This window comes from Pseudomonas sp. NBRC 111132, from assembly GCF_001320565.1.
Taxonomy (GTDB): Bacteria; Pseudomonadota; Gammaproteobacteria; order Pseudomonadales; family Pseudomonadaceae; genus Aquipseudomonas; species Aquipseudomonas putida_P.
Map to the genome: position 1 here is coordinate 39,640 of NZ_BCBI01000002.1, position 24,252 is coordinate 63,891.

The following is a 24,252-nucleotide window of genomic DNA, read 5'->3' on the forward strand; positions in this document are numbered from 1 at the left end:
GTGATCGCCGTGCCAGCAGTCGTGGACGACAGCAGTGACGTGAAACGGAGAGCGTAGCTATGAAGTCCAGTAGAGCATGGTTGTCGGCGGCCGCCCTCGCGGCAACGGCAACGTTCGGGGCGGGGCTGGCCAGTGCGGCGGACAAGCCGAACATCCTGGTCATCTTCGGTGACGACATCGGCCAGACCAATATCAGTGCCTATGGCAAGGGCGTGGTCGGCTACCAGACGCCGAACATCGACCGCATTGCCAAGGAAGGCATGATGTTCACCGACTATTACGCGGAAAATAGCTGCACCGCCGGCCGGTCGACGTTCATCACCGGTCAGTCGGCATTGCGCACCGGCCTGTCCAAGGTCGGTATGCCTGGCGTACCGGTGGGCCTGCAAGCACGCGACGTTACCATCGCTCAAGCGCTCAAGGCACATGGCTATGCCACTGGCCAGTTCGGCAAGAACCACCTGGGGGACAAGGACGAGTACTTGCCGACCAACCATGGCTTCGACGAGTTCTTTGGCAACCTGTACCACTTGAACGCCGAGGAGGAACCGGAGCGCCCTTACTGGCCCAAGGATGATGCCGAATTCGTCAAGGCCGCTTCACCACGCGGTGTGATCAAGTCCAGCGCCGACGGCAAGATCGAAGACACCGGTGCGTTGAACAAGAAACGCATGGAAACCATCGACGACGAGACCACCCAGGCGGCGATCAACTTTATCGACAAACAGGTCAAGGCCGACAAGCCTTTCTTCGTGTGGATGAACACCACGCGCATGCATGCCTTTACCCATGTGCGCGAGTCGATGCAGGGCCAGAGCGGCATGGTGGGTAACGAGTATGCCGACGGCATGCTTGAGCATGATGGCGACGTGGGCAAGCTTTTGAAAACCCTCGACGACCTCAAGGTGGCTGACAACACTATCGTGGTCTACACCACTGACAACGGCCCGAACCAGTGGTCCTGGCCGGATGCGGCGACTACACCGTTCCGCAACGAGAAGAACTCCAACTGGGAAGGGGCCTTCCGTGTACCGGCTATGATTCGCTGGCCAAACCATGTCAAGGCGGACACCGTCTCCACCCAGATGATGTCGGGGCTGGACTGGTTCCCGACGCTGCTTGCGGCCATTGGTGACACTGATATCAAGGACCGCTTGCTCAAAGGGGCCGATGTCGGTGGCAAGAACTTCAAGGTGCATCTGGACGGCTACAACCAACTCGACTACCTCACCGGCAAGAGCGACAAGAGTGCACGAAACGAGTTCTTCTACTTCAGTGACGACGGCGACCTGGTAGCGATGCGCTACGACAACTGGAAGATCGTTTTCTGCGAGCAGCGTGCGCCAGGTGGTCTGAAGGTATGGAGCGAACCGTTCACCTGCCTGCGGGTGCCGAAGCTGTTCAATCTGCGGATGGACCCATACGAGCGGGCAGACGTAGTGTCTGACCAGTACTACGACTGGCTGACCAAAAACGACTATCTGATATTCAACGGCGTGAAGAAATCGGCGCAATTCCTGCAAACCTTTGTCGAGTACCCACCTAGCCAGCGGCCGGCCAGCTTCAGCATCGACCAGATCCGCGCTGACGTGGACAAGAAAATTGAAGAAAAGATGAACAAACAGTGAGGTCTACACTGTAGTGCCATGACCGCAGGGGCGGGCGTGCTCGCTCCTGCATCTTTACCCGCATGCACAAGGCGCTCATTCATGGCATCACCTGCAGCATCTTCCGCTGTTTCCCGTGAGCCTCGCACCCAGTCCCGTCCACTGCTCGCATTGCCTGCCACGCTGCTGTTCCTCTCCGGTGCTGCCGGTCTTGTCTACCAAGTGCTGTGGATCAAGCAACTGTCATTGGTCGTGGGCGTGGAAGTGCATGCCGTCGCCACCGGTATCAGTGCCTTTTTTGCTGGGCTTGCCTTTGGCGGCCTGCTGTTCGGGCGTTGGGCCGACCGCCTGCAACGCCCAGTGCACCTGTACGTTTATCTTGAGCTCGCCGTTGCGCTGCTGGGGCTCGGCGCCACCCTTGGCCTGGCCCATGCCGCCGGACCGTTCGCCCGCCTCGAGGCCAGTGCCGGCCTGCTGGCCTGGGCACTGCCCTTCGTGCTGGTGGGCGTACCGGCCTTGCTCATGGGCGGTACCTTGCCCGTACTGGTGCGCGCGCTGGCGCCTGTCACCGGGCAGTTGGCAGAGGCGGGTGGGCGCTTGTACGCGGCGAACACTGCTGGCGCGATTGCCGGCACGCTAGCGGCGGCCTTCGTACTGTTGCCGCGCCTTGGCGTTACAGGCAGCGCCTGCGCAGCTGCCAGCCTGAACCTGCTGGCAGCATTGGGTGCCTGGCTTTCTTACCGGCGAGAAGTGAGCTTGCCGCCGCTTGCCAATGCCTCGTCGACATCACGCTCGCCGCAGGCACGCCTGGCCATCGCCCTGTATTGCATCGCCGGGGGAGTGGCGCTGGGCTACGAGGTGGTGTGGAGCCAGTCGATCGTGCCCTTCATGAGCACCCGGTCCTATGCCTTTGCCGTGGTGCTGGCCACTTACCTGGCCGGGCTGCTGGCCGGTAGTGCGCTGTATGCCAGGCGTGCCGACCGAATTCGTGATCCTTGGGGTGTGTTCGGGCTGTTGATTGCCATTGCCGGGCTGCTTGCCCTGTTGCAGCTTGCCGGGCTGGGCCGCTGGCTGGTGCAGGCCCAGACGCAGGCCGAACTGTTCGCCCTGCAGCTGACTGGCAACGAACTGCTCGGCATGTGCGCGCGTTTCGCGGTGGCGGCCGCGTGCATGGTGTTGCTTCCAACCACATTGCTGGGCGCCGCATTTCCACTGGCCTTGCGCCTGGTGGTGGACAGCGGTCATGTGGGGCGGGATGTGGGCGCGGTGGTGGCGCTCAACACCCTGGGTGGCATCGCCGGCGTGCTGCTCACGGGGTTCGTACTGGTGCCGCAATTGGGCCTGGTACGTGCCTTGGGGGCGCTTGCCGCAATGGCCGTGCTGGTAGGGTTGGTGGCGGTGTGGCGTGGCCAGGGTGTACGTCGCCCTGCTGCGTTGGCCGTGTGCCTGGTGGCCCCTGCAACCGTGCTGGTGGTGCTGTTGATGCCGCCGCAGCGCCTGGCCGAGCTGCTGCCAGGCGCACGCAACGGGCAACTCACCTACTACCATGAGGGCAAGGGCGGCACGGTGGCAGTGGTCACCCAAGGGCGCCAGGGGCAAACCTTCAGCCGCCTTTACATCCAGGGTGTTTCCAATACCGGCGACGCCATGCCATCGCTGCGCTACATGCGCTTGCAAGCCTTGCTGCCGTTGCTGATCCACAATGGCGAGCCGCGCTCGGCCTTGGTGATCGGCTTTGGCACCGGTATCACCGCCGGGGCGATGCTACGTTACCCTGGACTGGAGCGCCCGGTGGTGGCCGAATTGCTGCCTGAAGTCTTGCAGGCGGCGCCCCGTTTCAAAGGCAACTATGCCGCGGTGGCGGACCCACGCCTGGACATTCGCTTGCGCGATGGTCGCCGTGAGTTGCTGCGCAGTGAGGAGCGCTACGATTTGATCACCCTGGAACCACCGCCACCCTCGGCGGCCGGCGTGGTCAACCTGTACTCGCGCAACTTCTATCAGCTGGCCGCCGCCCGCTTGCAACCTGCTGGCCTGGTCGCGCAGTGGCTGCCCTTGCCGACCCAGAACGACGAAGACAGCCGCTCGCTGGTGCGCAGCTTCATCGATGTCTTCCCCCATGCCACGCTGTGGACCACTGAGTTCCACGAAATGCTGCTGATCGGCTCATTGCAGCCATTGCAGTTGGATGTACCGCGTATCCGCCAGCGCCTGGCGCAAGCGAGCGTGGCCCAGACGCTGGCCGAGGTGGGTGTCGCTTCGCCAGAGGCCTTGCTGGCCACCTGGATTACCGACCGTGCCGGGCTTGAACGTTACGCCGGCAATGCATTGCCAGTGACCGACGATCAGCCACGCATCGAGTACGCGCCGTGGGTGCGCCCCCGGGAAATCACCCGTGTGCTGCCAGCCTTGCTGGCCCTGCGCAGCACGCCACCGCTGCAGGGCGCGGAACCAGGCTTCGCCAGCGCGGTGAGTGACCAGTGGCGCAGCCTGGCACTTTTCTACAGCCTCAGCTTGCATGCCTACAACGGCAACCGCCAGGCCTGGGCGCGGGAAGCCCGCGAACTGGCCCGCAGCGACGGCGGCAACCCGTATTATCGCTGGTTCCTTGGCCCCAGTACCGGCCAGTGAAGCCTGTGCTATCACTACAGGACTATCGGCCAGGGAGTGAGCAATGAACCGTCTGTTGACTGCGCTGTTGATGCTGTGTGCCTTGCTGCCGCTGGCGGGGCATGGCAAGGATGCGGTGGGTAGCGCGACCGATGGCGTGCCGGGTGAACCGGCAGAACTGCGCATCGCCAACCGCAGCATCTTCACCTTCCACGCCACCTTGCTCGGCGAGACCCCGGCCGCGCGCGCGCAGCGGGCGACGGCGGTGATCGATGAGGCATTGCGCGGCACCGACGAGCTGAAAGTCAGCGTCGACCCCATCGTCAACAGCCACCTGGTGCTGCTAGGTGGGCGGCGGGCCTTCATCGTCGCCCCGCAGGACCTGGGCGTGGAGGGTGGCGACACCCGGGAGGCGGCCGAGCAGGCTGCGGCCACGTTGCGTCAGGTCGTGGATGAAACCGGCGAGGCGCGCAGCCTGCGTTTTCTGCTCAAGGCGCTGGGCTTTTCCGCCGTCGCGACACTGGTGTTCGTGCTGCTGATCAAGGCTGCCAACCTGGGCCGACGCAGACTGCGCGGCCGTTTGCCGCAATTGATGCGAGAACGAGCCCGGCAGATCAAGGTAGGCCAACTGCCGCTGTTCGACATGCAGTATGTGTACTTTGTGATCGACCGGCTGCTGCGCCTGATGTACTGGGTGATCGTCTTGCTGCTTGGCTACCAGTGGCTGAGCTTCGTGCTGTCGCAATTCCCCTATACCCGGCCGTGGGGCGAAAGCCTCAACGTGCATCTGCTCGACCTGCTGCGCTACCTGCTCGACGGCATTCTGCATGCCATTCCCGGTATTGCCGTGGCCGTCATGATCTTTTTCATCGCCCGCGGCATCAGCGGCTTCAGCCGCCGCGTGCTGGAGCGCATGGCCCGCCCGGGTACGCTGAAGTGGTTGACCGAAGAAACCTTGCAGCCCACCACCCGGCTAACTTCACTGGCGATCTGGCTGTTTGCCCTGGTGATGGCTTACCCGTACCTGCCGGGCTCTGGTACCGATGCCTTCAAAGGGCTTTCGGTGCTGTTGGGCCTGATGATTTCGCTGGGTGCCTCCAGCGTGGTCGGGCAGGCTGCGGCGGGGCTGATCCTGACGTATTCGCGCACACTGAAGGCCGGTGAATACGTGCGGGTAGGGGATAACGAAGGCACGGTGACCGAGGTGGGCATGTTCAACACCACCATCCGCACCGGTTTGGGCGAGGTGTTGACGCTGCCCAACTCGATGATCACCGGGTCGGTGACGCGCAACTATTCACGGGTGGTGCAGGGCCAGGGGTACATCGTCGATACGGTGGTCACCATCGGCTATGACACGCCCTGGCGCCAGGTCGAGGCGATGCTGGTGGAGGCCGCGCAGCGCACCGAGGGCATTCTTGCCAAACCCAGGCCGCAGGTGTTCCAGACCGGGCTCTCGGACTTTTACCCCGAATACCGCCTGGTGGGCCAAGCGGTGCCCAGCGAGCCACGGCCGCGCGCCGAGCTGTTGAGCCTGTTGCACGCCAACATCCAGGATGTATTCAATGAATACGGCGTGCAGATCATGTCGCCGCATTACCTGGGCGACCCGGCTCAGGAGAAGTGGGTGCCGCGTGAGAAGTGGTTTGCCGCGCCGGCGCGGGAGCCAGGTGGCGATGGCAAGGACGCCTGAGCGTTACTCAAAGTGCGGCAATCACCGGGTCGCCGTATTGCCGTCGATGCTCAAGCGGCGTGATATCGAACCAGCGCAAATGCGCACGGCAGAACGAGGTGGTACGACGATAGCCCAGCTCGTTGGCGATCTGCCCGACAGACAAGGTGGTCTTGCGTAGCATCTGTTGTGCCTGGCAGCGGCGAATACCGTCCAGATAGCCTTCGAATTCGATACCATCGCTGGCCAGGTGCCGTTGCAAGGTGCGTGAATTCATGTTCAAGGCCAGCGCCACCTGTTCCAGGGTGCAGCGTTGGGCGGGCAGCAGCATCTGGATCTTGCGCTCTACCGAGGCCAACAGGCTGTCGCAAGGGACGGCCTGGTTCTCCAGGAAGTGGCGGACGATGGCATGCAGGTCGGCGTCATGGTGCACGCAGGCTTCTTGCAGTACGTCAGCCCCCAGCACCAGGCTGTTGTGGGCCTGGCCGAACAGCACCGGGCAGTCAAAGTAACGTGTGTAGCCCGAGGCATCGCCCAGCGCGGCGTGGCGCAAGGTCACCGCCCGTGGCCGCAGTGGCGCGCCGCGCAGCTCGCCAATCAGCAGCCGCGCCCCCATCACTGATTTCTCGACAATTTGCGGCGTCTGTTCGGAACTCGGCAGGCCGTTGTCGAAAAACAGCATGGCTTGCCCGGCGCGGTGTTCCAGGCGAAAGTGGATAGCCGGGCTGTAGTGGCGCATGTAACGGATTACCGCCACCAGGGCGTGGCCTACGGTGGGGGCGGAGTTGGCCAGGTGGCGCAGCGGGCCGACCAGGGTCGAGCCTTGGCGCAACGCCAGCTCCAGGCCGAAGCGGGGCAGGCTCAGGGCGTGCGCGCTGCCTTCGAACAGTTGCACCAGGCTCAGGTAGGGTAGGTGCTTGCCGTAGTTGCCGACCACATCCGGGGCAATGTGCAGCGGGGCCAGAAAGTCCCGCTGCGCAGCACCGTGTTCGACCAGTAGCTGGTCATATTGCAGCAATGCGCTGCCGCGAATGCTGTCCATGGAATCGCGCCTCATCAGTGACCGGGGGCGGGCCTGCACGCTCCTGGGCAGGGCCGTGCTTGAGGGAAGCGGCCTATTTCCGCAATGCCTGGAAGGAGCCGACCATGTCCTTGGCCCAGCCATCGAGTACGGCTTTGGCGTCTTTTGCCTGCATGACCTGGGATGAGTCATCCAGCTCGGTACCTGCACCTTTGCGCACCACTTCGGCCACCACCTGGTTGCTGTCACCATCAAGGAACGCCGCTTCGGTGGCGATGCTGGTGTCCTGGTCACGGATACCGGTGGCGGTGCTGATGCCTGCGGCGATCAACGCAATCGGAATGACTTCATAAGGGCGCAGGCTTTTGGTCTGGGCGCTCACCGCCGTTATCGCCGGGCGCACCACCAGTACGCGCGGACCAGGGCTGGTGGCCAGCGGTAATACCTGGGAGAAGTGGTTCTTCAGGGTCTGGTCGTAGTACTGGGTGATCCCCGTCAAGGTCGATTGCGGCACTTTGTCGGTCGGTTGCGGTTTGGGGTAGAGCTGGCTTGGCTCTATATACACGCTGGTGTAGCGCTTGGCATCGACCCCGGGCTTGATCCAGCGCATGACTGGCGCGCCGGACGGCGACTTGTCTTCCTTGAGGATGCTGTAGTCCTTCAGGAACCCTGAATACTGGTCGGACTCCACGTACTTGCTGGCGCACCCCTGCAGCATGAGGGTTGCAAGGCACAGCGATGCAGCCAATGTCTTGGTGTTCATGCAGCTTCTCCTTCGTTGCGTTGATCAATGCCCACCGCTTTGCCGGGGCGTCAGAAGCGCCAGGTGGCGCCACCGCCGATGATGTGCAAAGCGCTGTTGTCATAGCTGCCTGACAGCGTGTTGCCCGAGCGCGCCTTGGTCTGCTCGACGTCCATGTCGCCGAGCCACACCAAGGTGTAGGCCAGGTGCAGCTCCAGGCCCTCATCGACCTGGTAGTTGACCCCGGTAGCCAACCGCCAGGCCTCGCCCATGGGGTTGTCGACCGTGCGGTCCTTATCGTCCACGGCCGAGCTGTCGTAACCCAGGCCGACGCTCCAGCGCCATTGTCGGGTGGCCTGGTACTGTGCGCCCACGGAGGCATGCCAGGTGTCCTTGTATTGGCGGTCGACGGTGCGGCTGGTGCCGCCAGCGTCGCTGTCCACCTCCACGCCGACGTCGCCAAAGTCGCTCCAGTCCTGCCAGTTGAGGCTGCCGAGCAGGGTCCACTGGTCGTCCAGCTCGTGGGCGATGCTGAAGGTGACGGTTTGCGGCACGTTGAGGTCGAGCTCCAGCGAATCTACGTCGAGGCGGCGCAGGGCGACGTTGAGCAGCGGGTTGTCGATGTCCTTGAGGTGCGGCTTGTCCTCGAACTCCAGCTTGACCTTGCTGGTGTAGGCCAGGCCCACACGGGTGCGGGCATCAAGCTGGTACAACAGGCCCAGGTTGACGCCTACGCCGACATCGGTGTCCTTGTACTCCAGCTGGCCATCGGGCCGGTCGGCCAGGCCCAGCAGGTTATTGTTGATGGCCATCTCGGTGCGGTAGTAGCCGACCATGATGCGCGGGCCAACCCCGATGGACAGGTCGTCGGTGAACTTGTAGGCCCAGGTCGGTTGCATCGAAACGCCAATCACTGCGGCCTCCTGGGTGAAATAGCGGCCGGCCCAGTCGTCGTCGTAGTCCAGCGCCAGGCCAAAGTTGCCATACATGCCGAAACCGATGGCAGAGCGCTCGTCGAGCTGGTGGCTGATGAACAGGCTGGTACCGGGCAGGTATTGCAGCGCATTGCCGCCTTCGTTGCCGTCGAACTGGTTGCCGGCGTCGCGGGAAAAACGCAGGTCGCCAAGAATGACCTGGGCGTTGGCGCTAATTTGAGTGCCTTTAAGCCGGGTGATGCCCGCCGGGTTGCTCATCAGCACGCTGGGGTCGGTGGCCAGTGCGGCAGACCCGGCATTGGCCAGGCCGTTGCCCTCCTGGCCGGCTTCATAGATGAGGATGCCACCAGCCCAGGCCGCATTGCCGAACAAGGATGCCGTGCAAAGCAACAGGGCTGCTGAGCGGCGCAGGCAGTACAACGATTCCATCAGACGCTCCTTGTGACTGAAGCGCTGTACCGTTTTATGGCAACTACCAGCGAACGTTGAGGCGTAGTAGAAGCAGGGTAGCCATGTTGAAATCAGGCAGCTGGCGCCGGGCACACTCTTTTCACGACAATTTCACATTCTGAATGAGAAGCAGCTGCTGGCACTGTGAGTCAGTACTTTAGACGACACTTGCCGGCGGGCAAGTCGAGGCGTCAGGCAAAGGCGATGATGATCGGGCCACATACTGCGAGCAGCACATTGGAGACGGCATAGCAGACGGTGAAACCGATGACTGGGGTATTGCTTCCCGACTGCTCGATGATCTTGTTCATCGAGGCCGCTTCGGTCTGTGCTCCGGCCAGCGCGCCCAACAGGATCATCGGATGCAAGCGCAGCACGTAGCGGCCAACGTAGAGTGTGACCAGCGGCGGAATGAGGGTCACCAGTGCGCCTGCCAGCAACAGTGCCATGCCTTGTTCCCTGACCGCCGTCAGCGCCGCCGGCCCGGCCAGCAAGCCCACGACCGCGCCGAAGGCGGTCAGGCCAAACTCGGAAAACGCCCACTGTGCGGCAGGTGGCAGGGCGCCGAGATCGGGATGTCGCGAGTTGTACCAACCGATCAACAGCCCGGCTAGCAACACGCCACCGCCGATGCCGAGTTCCACTGGAATCATGCCGATGTGAGTAGACAGCAGCCCCACCAGTGAACCGGCAACCAGGCCCAGCGCATGGATGGCGATATCGCTGCGGTAGCTGGCGTGTCGGATCCGGCCCAGTTGCGCGGCCAATGCGTCAACACTGCTGGCTCGCCCAGTAAGGCTGATGACATCGCCCCGACGCAGAATGGTTTCCGGCAAAAGGGGCAGGGGCAGGCCTTGACGGGTGATGCCCGTGAGAAAGCAACCCATGCGCTCGGAACCGGTAAGTGCGGCCTTCACCTGATGCAGGCTGCGACCGGCCAGGTGGCGGCTGGTCAGCACGATGTCGGCGCTGCGGGTGGCGAACGACAGGCTTTGCGGGTGATCCACTTCCGGGCCTATCCAGCCGTGCAGATCGCTCACAGCATCGCGCAGGGCGTATATGCCCAGGATGTCGTCACGTTCAAGGCGCAATGCCGGGTCGCGCTCCAGGTGTTGCCCGGCGCGGGTGACGCGTTCGATGCTCAGCGCCGGGTGCAGCGCCTCCACATCGGCGATGGTTGTGCCGGCTGCATGGGCGGCCGTGAGCCGATGGGCGCGCACGACGATGCGGGTATAAGGGATGCTGATGGCGTCTTCATTGCGTTCAATGCCCAGTTCACGCTCCAGCGCCTGGGCGCTGCTGCGCAAGTCCACCCCGAGCAGGCGTGGCGCCAGGCTGCCGACGAAGACGATCAGCCCGACGGTGCCGAATACATAGGTGATCGCATAGGCTACAGCCATGTGGCTGTTGAGCTCGGCCTTGGCTGCCGCGTCCAGCGGTAATTGGGCGATCGCGCTGCTGGCCGTGCCCATGATCGCCGTGTCCGTCAGGGCGCCGGCGCCCAGGCCTGCGGTAAAGCCTGCATCGAAGCCGTACAGCGCGTTCATCGCCAGAATCACTGCCAGGGCAGTGCCGCACAGCACCAGCGAGAGAATGACCAGCTTGAACGTGCCGCGGTTGAGGCTGCCGAAGAATTCCGGCCCACTCTTGAAGCCGACCGCATAGATGAACAAGGCGAAGAATACCGATTTCAGTTCGTGGGGCACTTGCAGGCCGATCTGACCAATCAGCAGCCCCATCAGCAGTGCGCCAGCGACAGAACCCAGATGGAAACTGCCCAGCTTGATACGGCCGAGCAGGATGCCCAGGGCAATGGCGAGAAATACAGCGATTTCGGGATTGTCTCGCAGTGCATCCATGACCCGGTCAAGCATGGTGGCAACCTCCTGAAGCGGCGATGGCGGACATGTCTTCATGAGTATGCGTGCAATTAGCTGATGCACGGTGCATGTCGCCAAATGCGCATGCTCTGGTGGACCGCATGAAAGTCACGCAGGGACAAGCTGGCTGGCAGGTTCAAGCAAGCAATAGGGGCTGGCAGTAGAGGATAGTGGCGCTGCCTCACCAGGCGATCTCTTACTTCATACGTACTGCATTTGAGCGCCGGCCTCCCGCCGGCGTTTTTTTGTATGACGTCCAGAGCGCGTACGCCTGTACGTCGAAAACCACAGCAGGAGCGGGTGCATGTTTTTCAGGAAAGTCCACTGGATGCAGGCGTTTTCCCAGGCACTGGCCCAGGCCCAAGCGGGGCAGGTGCCACAGCGCTTTGATTACCCGCTGCTCGCGCGTTGTCCCGAGGTGCTGCAAGGTTTGAGCGAGGTGGTTGCGCAGCGCCAGCAGAGTGCTTTGGCGTTGCGCCGGCTGGAAGTGTCGCTGGGAGCCCGAGAGGTAGAACTGGAGGCCGCTCGCGCTAGCTTGCGAGCAGCGGAGCTGCGTGAAGCTGGCCTTGTCGAGCGCAATCGTGAACTGGACGCACGACGTGTCGAGCTTGCGCAGCAGGCGCAGGTATTACTGGATCAACAGCAGCTTTGGGCGTTGTTGCAGACCACGCTTACCGAAGGGGTGTGGGATATCTCGGTAGCCCATGGCGATGTCGGGCACCCGTCCAGTCACATGCGGTTTTCCGACCAGTTCCGCTGCCTGATGGGCTATACATCCGAAGAGTTGCCTGATGGCTGGCAATCTCAGGTCGACATCACTCATCCAGACGACCTGCCGGGCATCATGAGCGTCTTCGATGCCGCGATCATCGCGCCGGTTGAGGCGGCGGAGTACGTGTTCGAATACCGCATGCGCCACAAGCAGCGGGGTTATATCTGGTGCCGCGAGCGAGGGCGCGCAGTGCGAAACGAGCAAGGGCGGCTGGTGCGCGTGATCGGGGCTGTGCGGGATATCAGCGATGAGCGCAGTGTCCAGGCCAGCCAAGCGCAGATGCGCCAGCAGAATCAAGCCAGCTACGAGCGTATCGCACAGATGATCAGCGTCATTCGAAGTATCGCCGAGCAGACCAACCTTCTGGCGTTGAATGCGGCCATCGAGGCCGCCAGGGCGGGCGAGGTGGGGCGAGGGTTTTCGGTGGTTGCCGATGAAGTGAAGAAACTCGCGCAAAGTACCCGCCAGGCGACGCAACAGGTTCAGGACATGCTCAATGGGCTTTCCTAGCCGGTTGCCAGGCCGTGCAGATGACCGACACCTGCGTGGACTGCACCCAAAGGTCACTTGAAACTCATCCTGTTTGCTGGGTTCTGGCAAACAGGATGAGCAACCGGAGGGTTAGTGCTTGCGGATGTCTTCGATCGTCGCAGCGCTCCCCTCCATAGGGAAATCGAACCTCACCTTGCCCCTACCTTCAAGCCGTCAACCTGTCGGCGTCGGATCATCCAGTACGCTGCGGGGATGACGAACAGCGAGAGCAAGGGTGCAGTCAGCATGCCGCCCACCATCGGTACAGCGATTCGCGCCATCACTTCGCTGCCGGTGCCGTCGCTCCAGAGAATCGGCAGCAGCCCTGCGACAATTACCGCCACGGTCATGGCTTTGGGGCGAATACGATGCACGGCACCCTCGCCAATCGCGTCCAGCAGCGCTGCTTGCGTGTGCTCGCCTTTGGCTAGGCGCTCGGCCCAGGCGTTGTTCAGGTAGAGCAGCATGATGACGCCGAACTCCGCGGCCACCCCTGCCAAGGCGATGAAGCCGACACCCGTGGCCACCGACAGGTTGAAACCCATCAGATAAAGCAACCACACACCACCGGTGAGGGCGAAGGGCAAGGTACCCATGATCAGCAGCGCTTCTTCCATACGGCCGAAGGTGAGGTAAAGCAGAACGAAAATGATCGCCAGCGTTGCCGGTACCACCCACGTCAGGCGAGCATTGGCACGCTCCAGATACTCGAACTGGCCGGAGTAGCTGAGGCTCATGCCGGGTTCAAGCTTCACCTCGCGCTCTACCACTTGGCGCAGGTCGGCCACCACGGACGACAGATCACGACCGCGTACGTCGATGTAAACCCAGCCCGAAGGGCGGGCGTTCTCGCTCTTGAGCATCGGTGGACCATCGGTGATGCGCACCTGTGCGACGGTACCAAGGGTGATCTGCCCGCCCTGGGCTGTGTAGATCGGCAACTGACGCAGTGCATCGGCGGAGTCTCGCCATTCCCGTGGGTACCTTACGCTGATGGGATAGCGCGCCAACCCTTCAACCGTTTCGCCAATGGTTTCACCACCGATGGCTCCGGCAACAATGGCTTGCACGTCTGCGATGTTCAGGCCGTGGCGCGCTGCCGCCTGACGGTCGATATCGAGGTCGATGTAGCGCCCGCCAGTCAAGCGCTCAGCCAATGCCGAGGTCACGCCGGGCACCGTTTTCGCTGCCCGCTCGACGGCCAGTGTCACGCGATCGATCAGCCCGGGGTCGCTGCCAGCCACTTTCACGCCAATGGGGCTCTTGATGCCGGTAGCCAACATGTCGATCCGGTTTCGTATGGGCGGAATCCAGATGTTGGTCAGCCCTGGTACCTGAACTGTCCGGTCGAGCTCTTCAATCAGCTTCTCGCTGGTCATACCCGGTCGCCACTGGTCTTTCGGCTTCAGGCGCACGATGGTTTCGAACATCTCCAGCGGCGCGGGGTCGGTCGCCGATTCGGCGCGCCCGGCTTTGCCAAATACGCTGGCCACCTCGGGCACGGTCCGAATCAGCTGGTCGGTGCGCTGCAGCAACTGTGAAGCTTTTTGGGTGGATAACCCAGGAAGCGCAGAGGGCATGTACAGCAGGTCGCCCTCGTCCAACGGCGGTAGAAACTCCCCGCCTAAATGGTTCAATGGCCACAGGCTGCTGAGGAGGATCAGCAGTGCACCCATCAGCGTCATGCCTGGTCGGCGTAACACAACCTCCAGCGCGGGGCGATACAGCCGAATCAGCCCGCGGTTAAGCGGGTTGCGCGCCTCCGCTGGCAGCGGGCCGCGAATCCAGTAGCCCATCAGCACCGGTACCAGCGTCACCGCCAGCCCTGCGGCAGCAGCCATGGCGTAGGTCTTGGTGAACGCCAACGGTGCGAACAACCGTCCTTCCTGGGCCTGCAAGGTAAAGACCGGAACGAACGACAGTGTGATGATCATCAGGCTGAAGAACAGGGCCGGCCCCACCTCGACTGCCGCCTCGGTCATGACCTTCCAGTGTTGTTCGCCCTGCAGCTGGCCCCCCGGGTTGCGGGCATGCCAGGCCTCGACATGCTTGTGTGCGTTTTCGATCATTACCACTGCCGCGTCGACCATTGCACCGATAGCGATAGCGATGCCGCCAAGTGACATGATGTTGGCGTTCATCCCCTGATGGCGCATGACGATCAGTGCAATCAGCACCCCCACTGGCAGGGAGACGATCGCCACCAGTGATGAACGCAGGTGCCAGAGAAACGCCGCGCACACCAGTGCGACCACGATGAACTCTTCGAGCAGTTTTTGGCTCAGGTTGTCCACGGCGCGGTCGATCAATTGGCTGCGATCATAGGTGGTGACCAGCTCCACCCCGGCGGGCAGGCCCTTCTTCAACGCTTCGAGTTTTTCCTTGACGCGGGCAATGGCTTCCCTTGCGTTTTTGCCACTGCGCAAAATGACCACACCACCCACGGCCTCGCCCTGGCCATCCAGTTCACCAATCCCTCTGCGCGCCTCTGGCCCAAGCTGTACGGTGGCGACATCGCCAAGCGTTACTGGTGCGCCATTGGTGGCCAGACGCAGGGGGATGGCGCGCAAATCATCGAGTGTCTTCAGGTAACCCGAAGCACGAACCATGAATTGCGCCTCACCTTGCTCAAGGACACCCCCGCCGGTTTCCTGGTTGGCCTTGGCGATGGCATCCGTCACCTGCGCTTGGGTAATGCCAAGCGTGGCCAGGCGCAACGGGTCGAGCACCACTTGGTACTGCTTGACCATGCCGCCGATACTCGCCACTTCGGCGACATCAGGCAGGGTCTTGAGCTCGAAGCGCAAGAACCAATCCTGCAGGCTGCGCAGTTGCGCCAGGTCATGACCACCACGGCGGTCGACCAGCGCGTATTGATAAATCCAGCCCACACCTGTGGCATCTGGCCCGAGTATGGGTTTGGCCGACGCAGGCAGGCGCGATTGCACCTGGCTCAGATACTCCAGGACCCGCGAGCGTGCCCAGTAGAGGTCGGTGCCATCCTCGAACAACACGTAGACGAAGCTGTCGCCAAAGGCCGAGAAGCCGCGCACTGTCTTGGCGCCAGGCACTGAGAGCATGGTGGTGGTCAGTGGGTAGGTCACCTGGTTTTCCACAATCTGTGGCGCTTGCCCAGGGTAGGAGGTGCGAATGATGACTTGCACGTCCGACAAGTCCGGCAACGCGTCGATTGGCAGGCTACGCACCGAGAGCACGCCCCAGGCCACCAAAAACAACGTGGCGAATAGAACCAGCACCCGGTTGCCCACCGACCAGCGTATCAGTTGCGCAATCATGGCTGACTCTCCTGCGCATCGATCTGCTCGATCACCATGCCTTCGTCACGTTCGCGGATACCAAAGTGAATGCGACTACCCACTTTCAGCCCGGCGAGCATCACGGAGTCGGCCACCGGGAAGGTCATGGTCATTCCAGGCATGCCCAAGGTGATGAAAGGGCCATGGGCGATGGTGAGCTGCTTGCCGTCTATCTGCACAATTTGCCCGTCTGCCTCGTGCAGTGGCGGTTGTGCAGGTACCAGTGGGGTCTCTTGCGCAGTTGCAGCCTCGATGCCCTTGAGGCTGGCCTCGGAGTCAATTAGAAATTGCCCCGACGCCACTACCCGCTGGCCTGCCTGCAGCCCTTGCAGCACGGCGACCTGGCCACCGCTTTCCTGGCCCAGCACCACTTCGATCGGGCGGAAGTGGCTTTGATCTTCGGCAAGCATCACCACATTGCGTTTACCGGTACGGATCACGGCCTCGGCAGGTATCAGCAAGCTGTCATCGGCTTGCCCAACCGGATGCAGGGTGACCTGGGCGGTCATGCCAGGGCGCAATCGACCCTCGAGGTTGGGCAGCTCGATGCGCAGCCGCAAGGTACGGCTTTGCAGGTCCGCATCAGCCAGCAGCGCTGTCAGCTTGCCGGTCAATGCATGGCCGGGATAGGCGGGCAGTTCGGCTTGCACTGCCAAGCCTTCACGCAAGCCCTGAGCCTGAGCTTCAGGTACTGCTGCCTCAAGCCAGACGTTGGTCACACCGTTGATGCGCGCCAGGGTAGCGCCAGGTAGTACGGTCATGCCTGGGCGTAGCTCCAGCGCCTGGATGACACCGGCGGTGGGGGCAACCAATGTCACCAGGGCCTGCACCTTGCCGCTGCGTGCGACCCGGTCAATCAACGTCGCCGGCATTCCCGCCAGCAACAGGCGCTGGCGGGCGGCTGCCTGCAGGCCGGCATCACCCGAACGACGCAGCGCCAGAAACTCTTCTTGCAACCCTACCCATTCTGGCGCAAGTACATCGGCCAGCGGTGCCCCCTTGGTCACTGCATCACCTGTGGCGCGCCCGTAAGTGCGTTCGACGAACCCTGCGGTTCGCGCTTGCAGCACACTGAAGTCGCGCTCGTCGAAGGCCAGTACACCGCTGACCTGCAGTGTGCGCTCAAGGCGACCCTGGGTAACTGTCGCCAGCCTGACCCCAAGGTTCTGCTGGATACCCGGCGTAATCTGCACAGCGGGCCGTGTGTCATCCGGGGTGCCTCCCGCGTATTTCGGCACCAGCTGCATATCCATGAAGGGCGACTTGCCTGGTGCGGAAAAGTGTTGCTGCGGGTACATCGGGTCGTACCAGTAAAGTGCCTTTTGCTCCTCTGAACTCGGCGCCTTGGCACTTTGCCCGCGTGCTGCCAACCAATAGCCCGCACCGCCACCCAGAGCCAATGCAACGGCTGCGATCAGACCGATAGACGTACTTTTCATGCCCGCACCTCGCCGTACGCGAAATGCAAACGTGCCGCTGTCGCTGCCAGTTGGCCTTGCAGGTCTAAGTCCTGTAACCGCGCGTCTACCCGCTGCCGCCGCGCCGCGAGCACTTCACTCAAGGCCGATTTGCCTGCTCGGTAATCTGCCAATGCCAAACGCACGCGTGCCTCGGCGAGCGGTAGCAGGGTGTCTCGGCTTCGCGCCACTGCACGCTGCAGGCGCTGGTATTCAGCCATGTCTGCCTCCAGCTGCGCGGTATGCTCCCGCAGGGCCGCGTCTTGCTCGTCCTCCAGCTGGCGCACCTGTGCACGCCGGGCGGCGATCATCGGGTCTTGCCGAGAGCCTGCGAACAAGGGCAATTGAAAACTGACCTGCACACTCACCATGTTGCTGAATGCCGGCCCGCGCCGTTGGTAGTCCAGTTGCCAACCCCAGTCAGACTTCTTCTCGGCTTGCGCCTGATGCACCTGGGCTTCGGCTTCTCGGCTCATGGCGCCATAAACCGCCAGCGCAGGGTGGGCGTGTAGCGCATGCAGGTAGTCAGTTGCATTTACCGCCCACTGAGGAAATGCGCGTGCTTGCACATCTGCGTCCTGGCCGGTCCAGCGTTTGAGGGCGGCTCGCGCCTGGCTCGCCTGGCTTAGCAGCAGGTCTTTCTGCGCGTCCAACTGAGCCATTTCCTGGTTTGGAGCAAGTGCATCGGTTGCTGCACCGCCTCCGCCGGCCAGGCGGGCGTGGACGGCCGAAGTCAGCAGCTGATTCTCTTTGTAGAATTCGTCGAATTGCTGCAGCTTTCGCTGCACCGTGTAGGCCGCCAGCCACGCCTGTGCCGTCGCTGCGCGTACGTTTTGACGCTCCAGGACCGCCTCGGCATCGGCGCGTTCAACCGCTGCCCGCGCGGTTTCGACCCGTGCCTTGCGTTTGTCTCTGTTGGGCACGTCCTGGGACAGGCCAACCACCTGCATGGTCATGAAGTCTCGGCTTGTGCTCCAGCGATCACTGCCGTCCACCGGCAGGTTCTGCAGCCCGAGATTCAGCCGAGGGTCGGGCAGTTCACCCGCAGGCAGGATCGCGCTGCGTGTCGCCGACACCTGCTCCTGGCGTGCCTGAAGCGAAGGGGCATTGCGCTCTGCCAGTTGCAGCGCATCGTCCAATGAAAATGAAGCGGCCTGCGCCGATAGCGTCGGCAGCAGGATTACCAGGCCGAGCGCAAGCGTCCGTCCTGAATGCAAACGTAGGGGAGTCATGAGCATGATTCCTCGAAAAAACCAGCGCGCACGCGCATGCCATCGTTCGGCCGCCAAGGCAGAACAATCGTGTGAGGTTTTACGAAGGAATCAGGCCCGAGGAGGGCGCCAGTGGTCAGGCGGGGCGCTGGCTACCAGGCTTTCGGTATAGGTATCGGCAGGGTGCGAGGTAGCGAAGGTCAACACAGGCTCCAGCATGCTGACCTGGAGCGCAGTCGCCGTTCGACATTCCTGGCCGACCTTGCAGGTTTTGGTGTCGTGATGGGAGGACTTGCCCTGATCTTGCTCCTGGCAGCAGTCGTGCTCCATGCCGGCCATCATTTGCATACCCATGGCCTGCATGGGGCACGGTTCTATAGGTGAGTCGATACCCGCCATCCCGTTGAAAGGAAGCGCGATAACCAGCAAGAAGAGGGTAACCAGTCGCAAGAAGCGGTTCATGCGGCGAGTGTAAGCGAAGTCGATTAGCGCTGCATTAACGTTGCTTGGCGCGATACCGGGCACGGTGGCATGCGCCAGCTTGCTGACCCACTGGGAATCTAGCGCTGATGGTGAATGACAGCCCTGCATTTGATGGGGAAGTTGACCGAGTTGGCAATGAAGCACTCATGATGAGCATCGTCATGCAGACGCATCGCGAGGTCGATATCCGATTGGCTGCTGATGACGATCTGAGGCCGCAACTCTGCGTCCTTGAAATGCCCCTTTTGCTGTGCATCGCCCTCAACCATCCGGGCCACTGGGTAGTCGACGTACTCCAGCACGTTCACATTGTTGACCGCACACAAATGGAGATACCACAGTTTATGGCAGGCCGAGATCGAGGCCAGCAACATGTCTTCTGGGTTCCAACGATTGGAATTGCCGCGAAAGGCCGGGTCGGCGCAGCCGAGGATTTGTGGCTTGCCCAGGCCTTCTACAGTGAAGTCCCTCTGGTAGGACGTATAGCTGGAAGTACCTTCACCCGTGTTTCCCGTCCAGTTTACGGTAACAGCGTATGCGTGTTCTTTCATCGTAGCGCCTGTGTTGTAAAAGCTGCCCGGAAGATAATGTTGGCCCCTGCCTGTGCTGAAAGTATCTTGCACGCGCTAGGTGGCTTCGCACCAGCACCTGATGATTGCAGTGGTGCATGCTCTTGCGGTGCGTACGCACAGCGTCTTCCAGCGTTCTGGCCTGTTGCTATCCTTGCTGACCGGCAGCTCTGGGTTGATAACGGCTAACCCTGATCACACAAGACGCCTCCAGCAGTCAGCTGGGGCGGGGGTTAATTTGCGTGTTTAGAAAAAGTTTCTTTTGCGTCAAGGGAGCAATCAAGGTGTGAAAGGGCCAGGCCCGAAGACGTCTGCGTAACTCAACGGCTCCTGAGCGCACCCTCAGAAGCCTTTACCAGAGAATGCAATACCCTCCGCACGAATCAGTGCGAGGTCACTTCGACGGGCGGGAACTTGTACCCGCCGCCTTGCACTGCCTTGCTCGGGCCATACAACCTCAAGACAATGTAGGCATCCTTTTCCGGAATTGGCAGGTAATTGGGGTTGCTCTCTTCACCCTTGGCGCTCAGCTCAATGGTGTATTCGCCATTGGCATCCGGTTTGAGTGTGCGGTCGCCGCGGCTATGGCGATTGATGGCGTTGTGGGCCATCAGGCGGTTGTCTGAGGCGTAGACGGTAAAGGACCAGAACTGGCTGACCTCGGGCGCCTTGAAGTGCATGGCGTACGACTTACCATTGGCACCATTGATCGGCTTACCGTCGGCAGCGGTCTCGGTGCGCAGGTAGATACTTTCATCTGGGGGCAGCCCCCACTGGCCGATGTAGGTGCCCTCGGCGAACAGGTCACGGGGGCCGTCACCCAACTGCTCGCGGGTGCCCAGCAGCTTGCCGGCGTCGGTCATCTTCGGAGCGAGGTCCTTGATGTGCTTCATGCCCAGTTCCTCACCCTTCTTCGCAGCTGCCAGCTGCTCCTTGGTGAAGTTTTCTTTGCAGGGTTCGACGCCGACTGACTTGTACTGGTCGAGCCATTTCTTGTCGGCCTGGCCCATGTTGCCGTCACACAGCACGAAGTTCACCCGTTGCAGCCAATTGGTCTTGGCTGGGTCGGGGTAAGTGCGCTGCTTGGCTTTTGGGCCGGGCTCGCCCAGGTAGGCCGAAAGCGTACGGACGTTCCAGTCATCCATGTAGGCAAGCGCCTTTTTCTGGTCCTCAGGCCCGGTGGACATGATCCTGCCCATCAATTTAACCAGGTTGGACTCGACACGGATCACTTCGGTGACACTATCGGGCACCGTGCCCTTCCACTGGGGTGAGGCGAACATGAAGTGGCCGCCTTTGGTGTCCCGCGTGCGGGAGCCGATCATGGACGTCGTGTAATGGCCCATGTCCATGGTGTGCAGGATCCAGTAACGACCTTTTTCCATGTCCGGAACGCTGACGATCACGGGTTCTGCGGCGATATCCAGCCAGCCCATCAAGTGCAGCGTGTCATTGTTGATGGTCGGGTGATCGACGTAGGTGTCATCGGCCAGGTGGCGGATGTTCTGAAAGCGATTGAGCGGCGTGTTGGTCTTGACTGCCGTCTCATAGAAGAACTTGTAGGCCTCGTCCATGGAGTAACCATAGATGTAGGCATCTTCCGCCAGCTTGTCGGGGATCTGTGCGAAGGCCGGCACGGCAAGCGAAAGCAGGGCTGCTCCAAGCACCATGGGTTTCATCAAGTCTCCTTGGGCCAGCGGGCCAGCCCCTTTGGTTTGGTTTTTCAAGGTTGTAGGCAGTGCTCAGGGGATTACCCGTTCGAAGTCGGGCAACTTGAAAGTCTTGTTGTTGAACGCTTCGGTGGGACCGTAGAAGCGCATGGCCGGCAATGGGCGCTTGCCGGAGGTGGGAATCCAGTTGGCTTCCTCGCCTTGCGGGGCCGTCGGCCCGACATAGATCGTCACGCCGCCATCGGCATTCTTCTTCATCTTGTCAACGTCGAACGACGACAACGTGGTGCGGTTGCTGTCGCTGTAGATGAACGAGAACGTGGCGCGGTCATATACGGTCAGCGCCCAGAACTGCTTGACCGGCATGTCCTTGGGTACATCGAGCTTGTAGAGCTGGCCGGCTTCCAGTGGTTTGCCGTCCTTGTCGGCCATCGCCATCTGGTACGACGTCGCCGGCGAGGCGCTGAGGACTTTAGGCATGTAGGTGCACCAGAAGTACTCCGCTGCCCGTTCGAGCAGGTCGATGCGATCATCGTAGATGAACGTGAACTTGTGGTTGGCATCCGGCTGCAACAGCGAGACGTAGTGCCGATCCGGCCAGTACACGCGCTTGGACATCTCGGTGTCGAACCATTGCTGGAGGAAGAACCAGGCATCGATGGCGGCCTGGTGCATGGCCTTCTTGGCGGTTTCGTCCGGTGCGAAAGGTTTGCCCTTGACGATGCCCAGGGACGACAGCATGCCCATCATGACCTTGTCGTGTTCGCGCACTGGCTCCACGCTCATGATCGCGTGCATGTCTTCGAAGTGACGTTCGTCGTAGAACGGCAGCGTCGGGTAGCGCTCATGGGCTGGGTCGATGAACTTCTGCTGCGGTGGCGACTTGGCTTCAGCCAGGTAATACATGCGCAGGCGCTTGGCGTATTCGTAGGCGTCCTTGGCGGTCTTGCCCGCGGGCGGCACCGAGCGAAACGCCAGGGCGATACGGTAGTTAGGCGAGGCCACATGGATATAACCCTTGGGTACCTCACCCTTGTAATCAGGTGCCGTGAACAGGTACTTGCCACCTTTGCCTTTGTCGAGCCCTGCCGGGCCTACATCGGCGATGGTGAGTTGCCAGGCATCCACCACCTGGCCATAAAGGCTACCGTCCGCAGAGGCTGCCGGGATTTCCAGCACCACAGGGCCTTTGCGCAGGTCCGTGTAGGCTGCGATGTAAGGCGTGGTGCTATTGGCAGTAATGGCTTCAAGTTGTGGGCTAGCCGTTGCCGAGTAGGCAATGATGTCATTGTCCTTGTAGCCAAGATCCTTTTCGGCAGCACGGCGGAAGGAATAGATGGCAATCGCCGGCATGTTCCAGAGGATGGCTTCGAACGCACGCTGGTACTTGATCTGGTAGTCGAAGTCCTTCACCGAAGGGGTGGCTCCCGCTGGGGGTTGCCCGCCCAAGGGTTCGGTTGCTGCCTGCGCGGTGACGACAGTACAAGCGGCAATGGCTGTGACTAGCAGGCAAGGCTTCAGACAGGTGACCATCCGAGTCATCAATCCCTCAATGGCATCCATGAGGATCTCCTGTGGGCAAGAGACTGCCGGTAGCCCGCTGCTTTGCAGCATGGCCGCCTTCATCGAACTTGAAGCAGTGTAGGTGAGGTTTTCTGGACAATCGGGAAAATGCTTACGTTTTGAACCCGTTCTTTAACGCCGCTGCGGTGGCACGGGTTGCATCACTCGCCAAGGCTGCACCACCACTTATGGCATCACGGAATCGACCTATGACTGGCATTCGCGCGAGTGGTCTATCCCCATCAATCTGACCGTCACCCAACTGCTCAGATGGCGGCGACTGAGTGCATAAAAACTAGCGGCCGGCAATTGACCTTTCTAACCAGTCAGCACGAGTCATCTCCCATATTTCGACCTCCATCAGTCCAGATACAAATTCTCCTGCCCGCACGTCTACCAAGCGCATACCCTCATGTTTCGAGACCCTGCGAGATGCGTCGTTGGCAACAGCTTTGGGAACCTGCATGACCGGACGCGACAGTGTCTCGAACCAATAGGCATTGATAATCCGGCATGCCTCACGCATGTAGCCCTTTCCCCACCACTGTGGTGCGAGCCAGAAGCCTCTGTTGTTTCCAGGCTGATCATACAAACTGATGCTACCCAGGGTGCAGCCAGCATCGTTGCGCATGCGGATCATCCAGTGCCTTTCACGACCTGCTGCCATAGCAGGCAGGGCGATATCTCGGACATAAACCAGCGCCCCGTCTTCTGGATACGGCCATGGGACACGACGATCCAGGTAGCGAACCACCTCCCAGCAGGGGAATAGCTCCTGAATGATGGGTGAATCCTCCAATTGGAGAGGGGTGAGAACCAGCCGATCGGTGATCAGCGTCGGAAGACAGTCCATGACATTCGTTCCCGGGCATCCCTGTGAGACGTTGATTATCAGTACAGGGCTTGCCTGTGTCGAACGCTCTCTGATTTGTGAAACGTCACTGGCCTCGCCCTACCGTAAAACTCACAAACTGAGCGCCAACGCTGCAAGCTTCGCCACCTCAAGGGGTACATTCGGATCAATGTCGTCCTCGAGCATCCAGGCTGCTGACAACCCGGTCCAGGCGAGCACCCATTGCAACAACCTGCGGCGATCAATTTCGGAAGCTTGTGCCACGACCCCTATACGGCGCTCGAAACAACCTGGAGCCAAAGCGCTTTTGATATCCGGATTGCAGAAAATATTCGCGTAATCGAAGCCGCGCTCACCGTACAGTCCCTTAGGATCGATAGCGAGCCATCCCTTGGGGCCAAAGTCCAAGACATTTCCGTGATGGATATCGCCATGCAGTACCGTGACTTCGCGAGGGCACCTAAAAAGTTGGCGGGCGGTTTCTGCGCTTTGTTCAAATACACCTCTGTGCGTTGCCGCTGCGCTCCATAAGGCTTCGAACCGTTTAACCAGGGGGACCAAAGCAGGTAGCGGTTTTGTACGAGGGATGTGGAGGCGGCGGACCACCGCACAGATAATACGAGTAGCCTCGTCGTCCTGGCCGCAGCTTACCATGTGCCCAAGGGAGACCGAGCCGTTCGCCCGCTCCATGAGTAAGGCCTCACCGTCATGTGCCAGCACGGGAGCTGCTCCTTCACCGTCCCACCAAGCCATAAGCAGGTTGCCTGCTTGCTCTTCTAGCGCTTGCGAGATTTTGAGCATGGCTGGCAGGCCGTGGTGGCGAACGGGCAGTAGATGTCCATTCAGCGAGGCGAAAGCATCACCGTCGATGGTCAGCTCCCATCGTTTCAAGTATTGATCAAACATAAA

At 61.3% G+C, this 24,252-nt stretch carries 16 protein-coding genes and 3 pseudogenes; 6 read left to right on the forward strand and 13 right to left on the reverse strand.

Annotated elements, in window-relative coordinates; translation table 11 throughout:
• The first annotated feature begins 59 nt into the window (after nucleotides 1-59).
• From APH35_RS01345 to APH35_RS01355, 3 genes are all read left to right on the forward strand, one after another.
• Nucleotides 60-1,628: an arylsulfatase gene (locus APH35_RS01345; RefSeq protein ID WP_012272673.1), complete on the forward strand. Its 1,569-nt coding sequence runs from the start codon at nucleotides 60-62 to the stop codon at nucleotides 1,626-1,628.
• Nucleotides 1,629-1,709: 81 nt separating this feature from the next.
• Nucleotides 1,710-4,238, forward strand: coding sequence for a fused MFS/spermidine synthase (locus APH35_RS01350; protein WP_060514079.1), 2,529 nt, complete (start codon nucleotides 1,710-1,712; stop codon nucleotides 4,236-4,238).
• A 43-nt stretch (nucleotides 4,239-4,281) separates the two neighbouring features.
• Nucleotides 4,282-5,910: a mechanosensitive ion channel family protein gene (locus APH35_RS01355; RefSeq protein ID WP_012272671.1), complete on the forward strand. Its 1,629-nt coding sequence runs from the start codon at nucleotides 4,282-4,284 to the stop codon at nucleotides 5,908-5,910.
• 7 nt (nucleotides 5,911-5,917) lie between these two features.
• Here the strand turns inward: APH35_RS01355 and APH35_RS01360 are convergent, their stop codons facing one another.
• The 4 genes from APH35_RS01360 to aspT all read right to left on the reverse strand — a co-directional run bounded on the left by APH35_RS01360 (nucleotide 5,918) and on the right by aspT (nucleotide 10,911).
• Nucleotides 5,918-6,931, reverse strand: coding sequence for an AraC family transcriptional regulator (locus APH35_RS01360; protein ID WP_041166721.1), 1,014 nt, complete (start codon nucleotides 6,929-6,931; stop codon nucleotides 5,918-5,920).
• A gap of 73 nt (nucleotides 6,932-7,004) precedes the next feature.
• Complete coding sequence (locus APH35_RS01365) at nucleotides 7,005-7,673, reverse strand: DUF3313 domain-containing protein (RefSeq protein ID WP_012272669.1); 669 nt, start codon at nucleotides 7,671-7,673, stop codon at nucleotides 7,005-7,007.
• Between the two features lie 50 nt (nucleotides 7,674-7,723).
• Nucleotides 7,724-9,016, reverse strand: coding sequence for an OmpP1/FadL family transporter (locus APH35_RS01370; protein ID WP_012272668.1), 1,293 nt, complete (start codon nucleotides 9,014-9,016; stop codon nucleotides 7,724-7,726).
• A gap of 212 nt (nucleotides 9,017-9,228) precedes the next feature.
• Nucleotides 9,229-10,911: an aspartate-alanine antiporter gene (aspT, locus tag APH35_RS01375; RefSeq protein WP_012272667.1), complete on the reverse strand. Its 1,683-nt coding sequence runs from the start codon at nucleotides 10,909-10,911 to the stop codon at nucleotides 9,229-9,231.
• Between the two features lie 769 nt (nucleotides 10,912-11,680).
• On the opposite strand from aspT, the pseudogene APH35_RS29625 reads away from it, so the two are divergent.
• Nucleotides 11,681-11,890: pseudogene (locus APH35_RS29625) on the forward strand (PAS domain-containing protein); the annotation flags it as partial.
• Between the two features lie 105 nt (nucleotides 11,891-11,995).
• Nucleotides 11,996-12,160: pseudogene (locus APH35_RS29630) on the forward strand (methyl-accepting chemotaxis protein); the annotation flags it as partial.
• A 209-nt stretch (nucleotides 12,161-12,369) separates the two neighbouring features.
• Here APH35_RS29630 and APH35_RS01385 read toward each other — a convergent pair.
• The 7 genes from APH35_RS01385 to APH35_RS01415 all read right to left on the reverse strand — a co-directional run bounded on the left by APH35_RS01385 (nucleotide 12,370) and on the right by APH35_RS01415 (nucleotide 22,490).
• Nucleotides 12,370-15,516 (reverse strand): efflux RND transporter permease subunit, encoded by a 3,147-nt coding sequence (locus tag APH35_RS01385; protein ID WP_060514081.1) that lies wholly within the window; start codon nucleotides 15,514-15,516, stop codon nucleotides 12,370-12,372.
• Nucleotides 15,513-16,976, reverse strand: a complete 1,464-nt coding sequence (locus tag APH35_RS01390) for an efflux RND transporter periplasmic adaptor subunit (protein WP_060514082.1) — start codon at nucleotides 16,974-16,976, stop codon at nucleotides 15,513-15,515. The genes APH35_RS01385 and APH35_RS01390 overlap by 4 nt, the downstream gene beginning before the upstream one ends.
• Entirely contained in the window at nucleotides 16,973-18,226 is a 1,254-nt protein-coding gene (locus APH35_RS01395; RefSeq protein ID WP_060514083.1) for a TolC family protein, read from the reverse strand. The genes APH35_RS01390 and APH35_RS01395 overlap by 4 nt, the downstream gene beginning before the upstream one ends.
• A gap of 90 nt (nucleotides 18,227-18,316) precedes the next feature.
• Nucleotides 18,317-18,553, reverse strand: coding sequence for a hypothetical protein (locus tag APH35_RS01400; protein WP_306106069.1), 237 nt, complete (start codon nucleotides 18,551-18,553; stop codon nucleotides 18,317-18,319).
• A gap of 212 nt (nucleotides 18,554-18,765) precedes the next feature.
• On the reverse strand, nucleotides 18,766-19,239 hold the full coding sequence (locus APH35_RS01405; protein WP_012272661.1) for an OsmC family protein: 474 nt from the start codon (nucleotides 19,237-19,239) through the stop codon (nucleotides 18,766-18,768).
• Nucleotides 19,240-19,640: 401 nt separating this feature from the next.
• Complete coding sequence (locus APH35_RS01410; RefSeq protein WP_081336933.1) at nucleotides 19,641-20,936, reverse strand: DUF1254 domain-containing protein; 1,296 nt, start codon at nucleotides 20,934-20,936, stop codon at nucleotides 19,641-19,643.
• Nucleotides 20,937-20,999: 63 nt separating this feature from the next.
• Nucleotides 21,000-22,490, reverse strand: a complete 1,491-nt coding sequence (locus APH35_RS01415) for a DUF1254 domain-containing protein (protein ID WP_082425677.1) — start codon at nucleotides 22,488-22,490, stop codon at nucleotides 21,000-21,002.
• Between the two features lie 181 nt (nucleotides 22,491-22,671).
• Between APH35_RS01415 and APH35_RS29635 the strand changes: the two are divergent.
• Nucleotides 22,672-22,761 (forward strand): annotated as a pseudogene (locus APH35_RS29635) (transporter); the annotation flags it as partial.
• A gap of 24 nt (nucleotides 22,762-22,785) precedes the next feature.
• Here the strand turns inward: APH35_RS29635 and APH35_RS01420 are convergent.
• Nucleotides 22,786-23,343, reverse strand: a complete 558-nt coding sequence (locus APH35_RS01420; protein ID WP_012272658.1) for a GNAT family N-acetyltransferase — start codon at nucleotides 23,341-23,343, stop codon at nucleotides 22,786-22,788.
• Nucleotides 23,344-23,454: 111 nt separating this feature from the next.
• Nucleotides 23,455-24,249: an aminoglycoside phosphotransferase family protein gene (locus APH35_RS01425; RefSeq protein WP_177335344.1), complete on the reverse strand. Its 795-nt coding sequence runs from the start codon at nucleotides 24,247-24,249 to the stop codon at nucleotides 23,455-23,457.
• Nucleotides 24,250-24,252 lie beyond the last annotated feature (3 nt).

Coding starts and splice junctions, on each gene's coding strand:
- APH35_RS01395 (WP_060514083.1), bottom strand. CDS start 18,226: ATGACTCCCCTACGTTTGCATTCAGGACGGACGCTTGCGCTCGGCCTG.
- APH35_RS01425 (WP_177335344.1), bottom strand. CDS start 24,249: ATGTTTGATCAATACTTGAAACGATGGGAGCTGACCATCGACGGTGAT.
- aspT (WP_012272667.1), bottom strand. CDS start 10,911: ATGCTTGACCGGGTCATGGATGCACTGCGAGACAATCCCGAAATCGCT.
- APH35_RS01385 (WP_060514081.1), bottom strand. CDS start 15,516: ATGATTGCGCAACTGATACGCTGGTCGGTGGGCAACCGGGTGCTGGTT.
- APH35_RS01390 (WP_060514082.1), bottom strand. CDS start 16,976: ATGAAAAGTACGTCTATCGGTCTGATCGCAGCCGTTGCATTGGCTCTG.
- APH35_RS01350 (WP_060514079.1), top strand. CDS start 1,710: ATGGCATCACCTGCAGCATCTTCCGCTGTTTCCCGTGAGCCTCGCACC.
- APH35_RS01365 (WP_012272669.1), bottom strand. CDS start 7,673: ATGAACACCAAGACATTGGCTGCATCGCTGTGCCTTGCAACCCTCATG.
- APH35_RS01410 (WP_081336933.1), bottom strand. CDS start 20,936: ATGAAACCCATGGTGCTTGGAGCAGCCCTGCTTTCGCTTGCCGTGCCG.
- APH35_RS01355 (WP_012272671.1), top strand. CDS start 4,282: ATGAACCGTCTGTTGACTGCGCTGTTGATGCTGTGTGCCTTGCTGCCG.
- APH35_RS01360 (WP_041166721.1), bottom strand. CDS start 6,931: ATGGACAGCATTCGCGGCAGCGCATTGCTGCAATATGACCAGCTACTG.
- APH35_RS01400 (WP_306106069.1), bottom strand. CDS start 18,553: ATGCAAATGATGGCCGGCATGGAGCACGACTGCTGCCAGGAGCAAGAT.
- APH35_RS01420 (WP_012272658.1), bottom strand. CDS start 23,343: ATGGACTGTCTTCCGACGCTGATCACCGATCGGCTGGTTCTCACCCCT.
- APH35_RS01405 (WP_012272661.1), bottom strand. CDS start 19,239: ATGAAAGAACACGCATACGCTGTTACCGTAAACTGGACGGGAAACACG.
- APH35_RS01345 (WP_012272673.1), top strand. CDS start 60: ATGAAGTCCAGTAGAGCATGGTTGTCGGCGGCCGCCCTCGCGGCAACG.
- APH35_RS01370 (WP_012272668.1), bottom strand. CDS start 9,016: ATGGAATCGTTGTACTGCCTGCGCCGCTCAGCAGCCCTGTTGCTTTGC.
- APH35_RS01415 (WP_082425677.1), bottom strand. CDS start 22,490: ATGGATGCCATTGAGGGATTGATGACTCGGATGGTCACCTGTCTGAAG.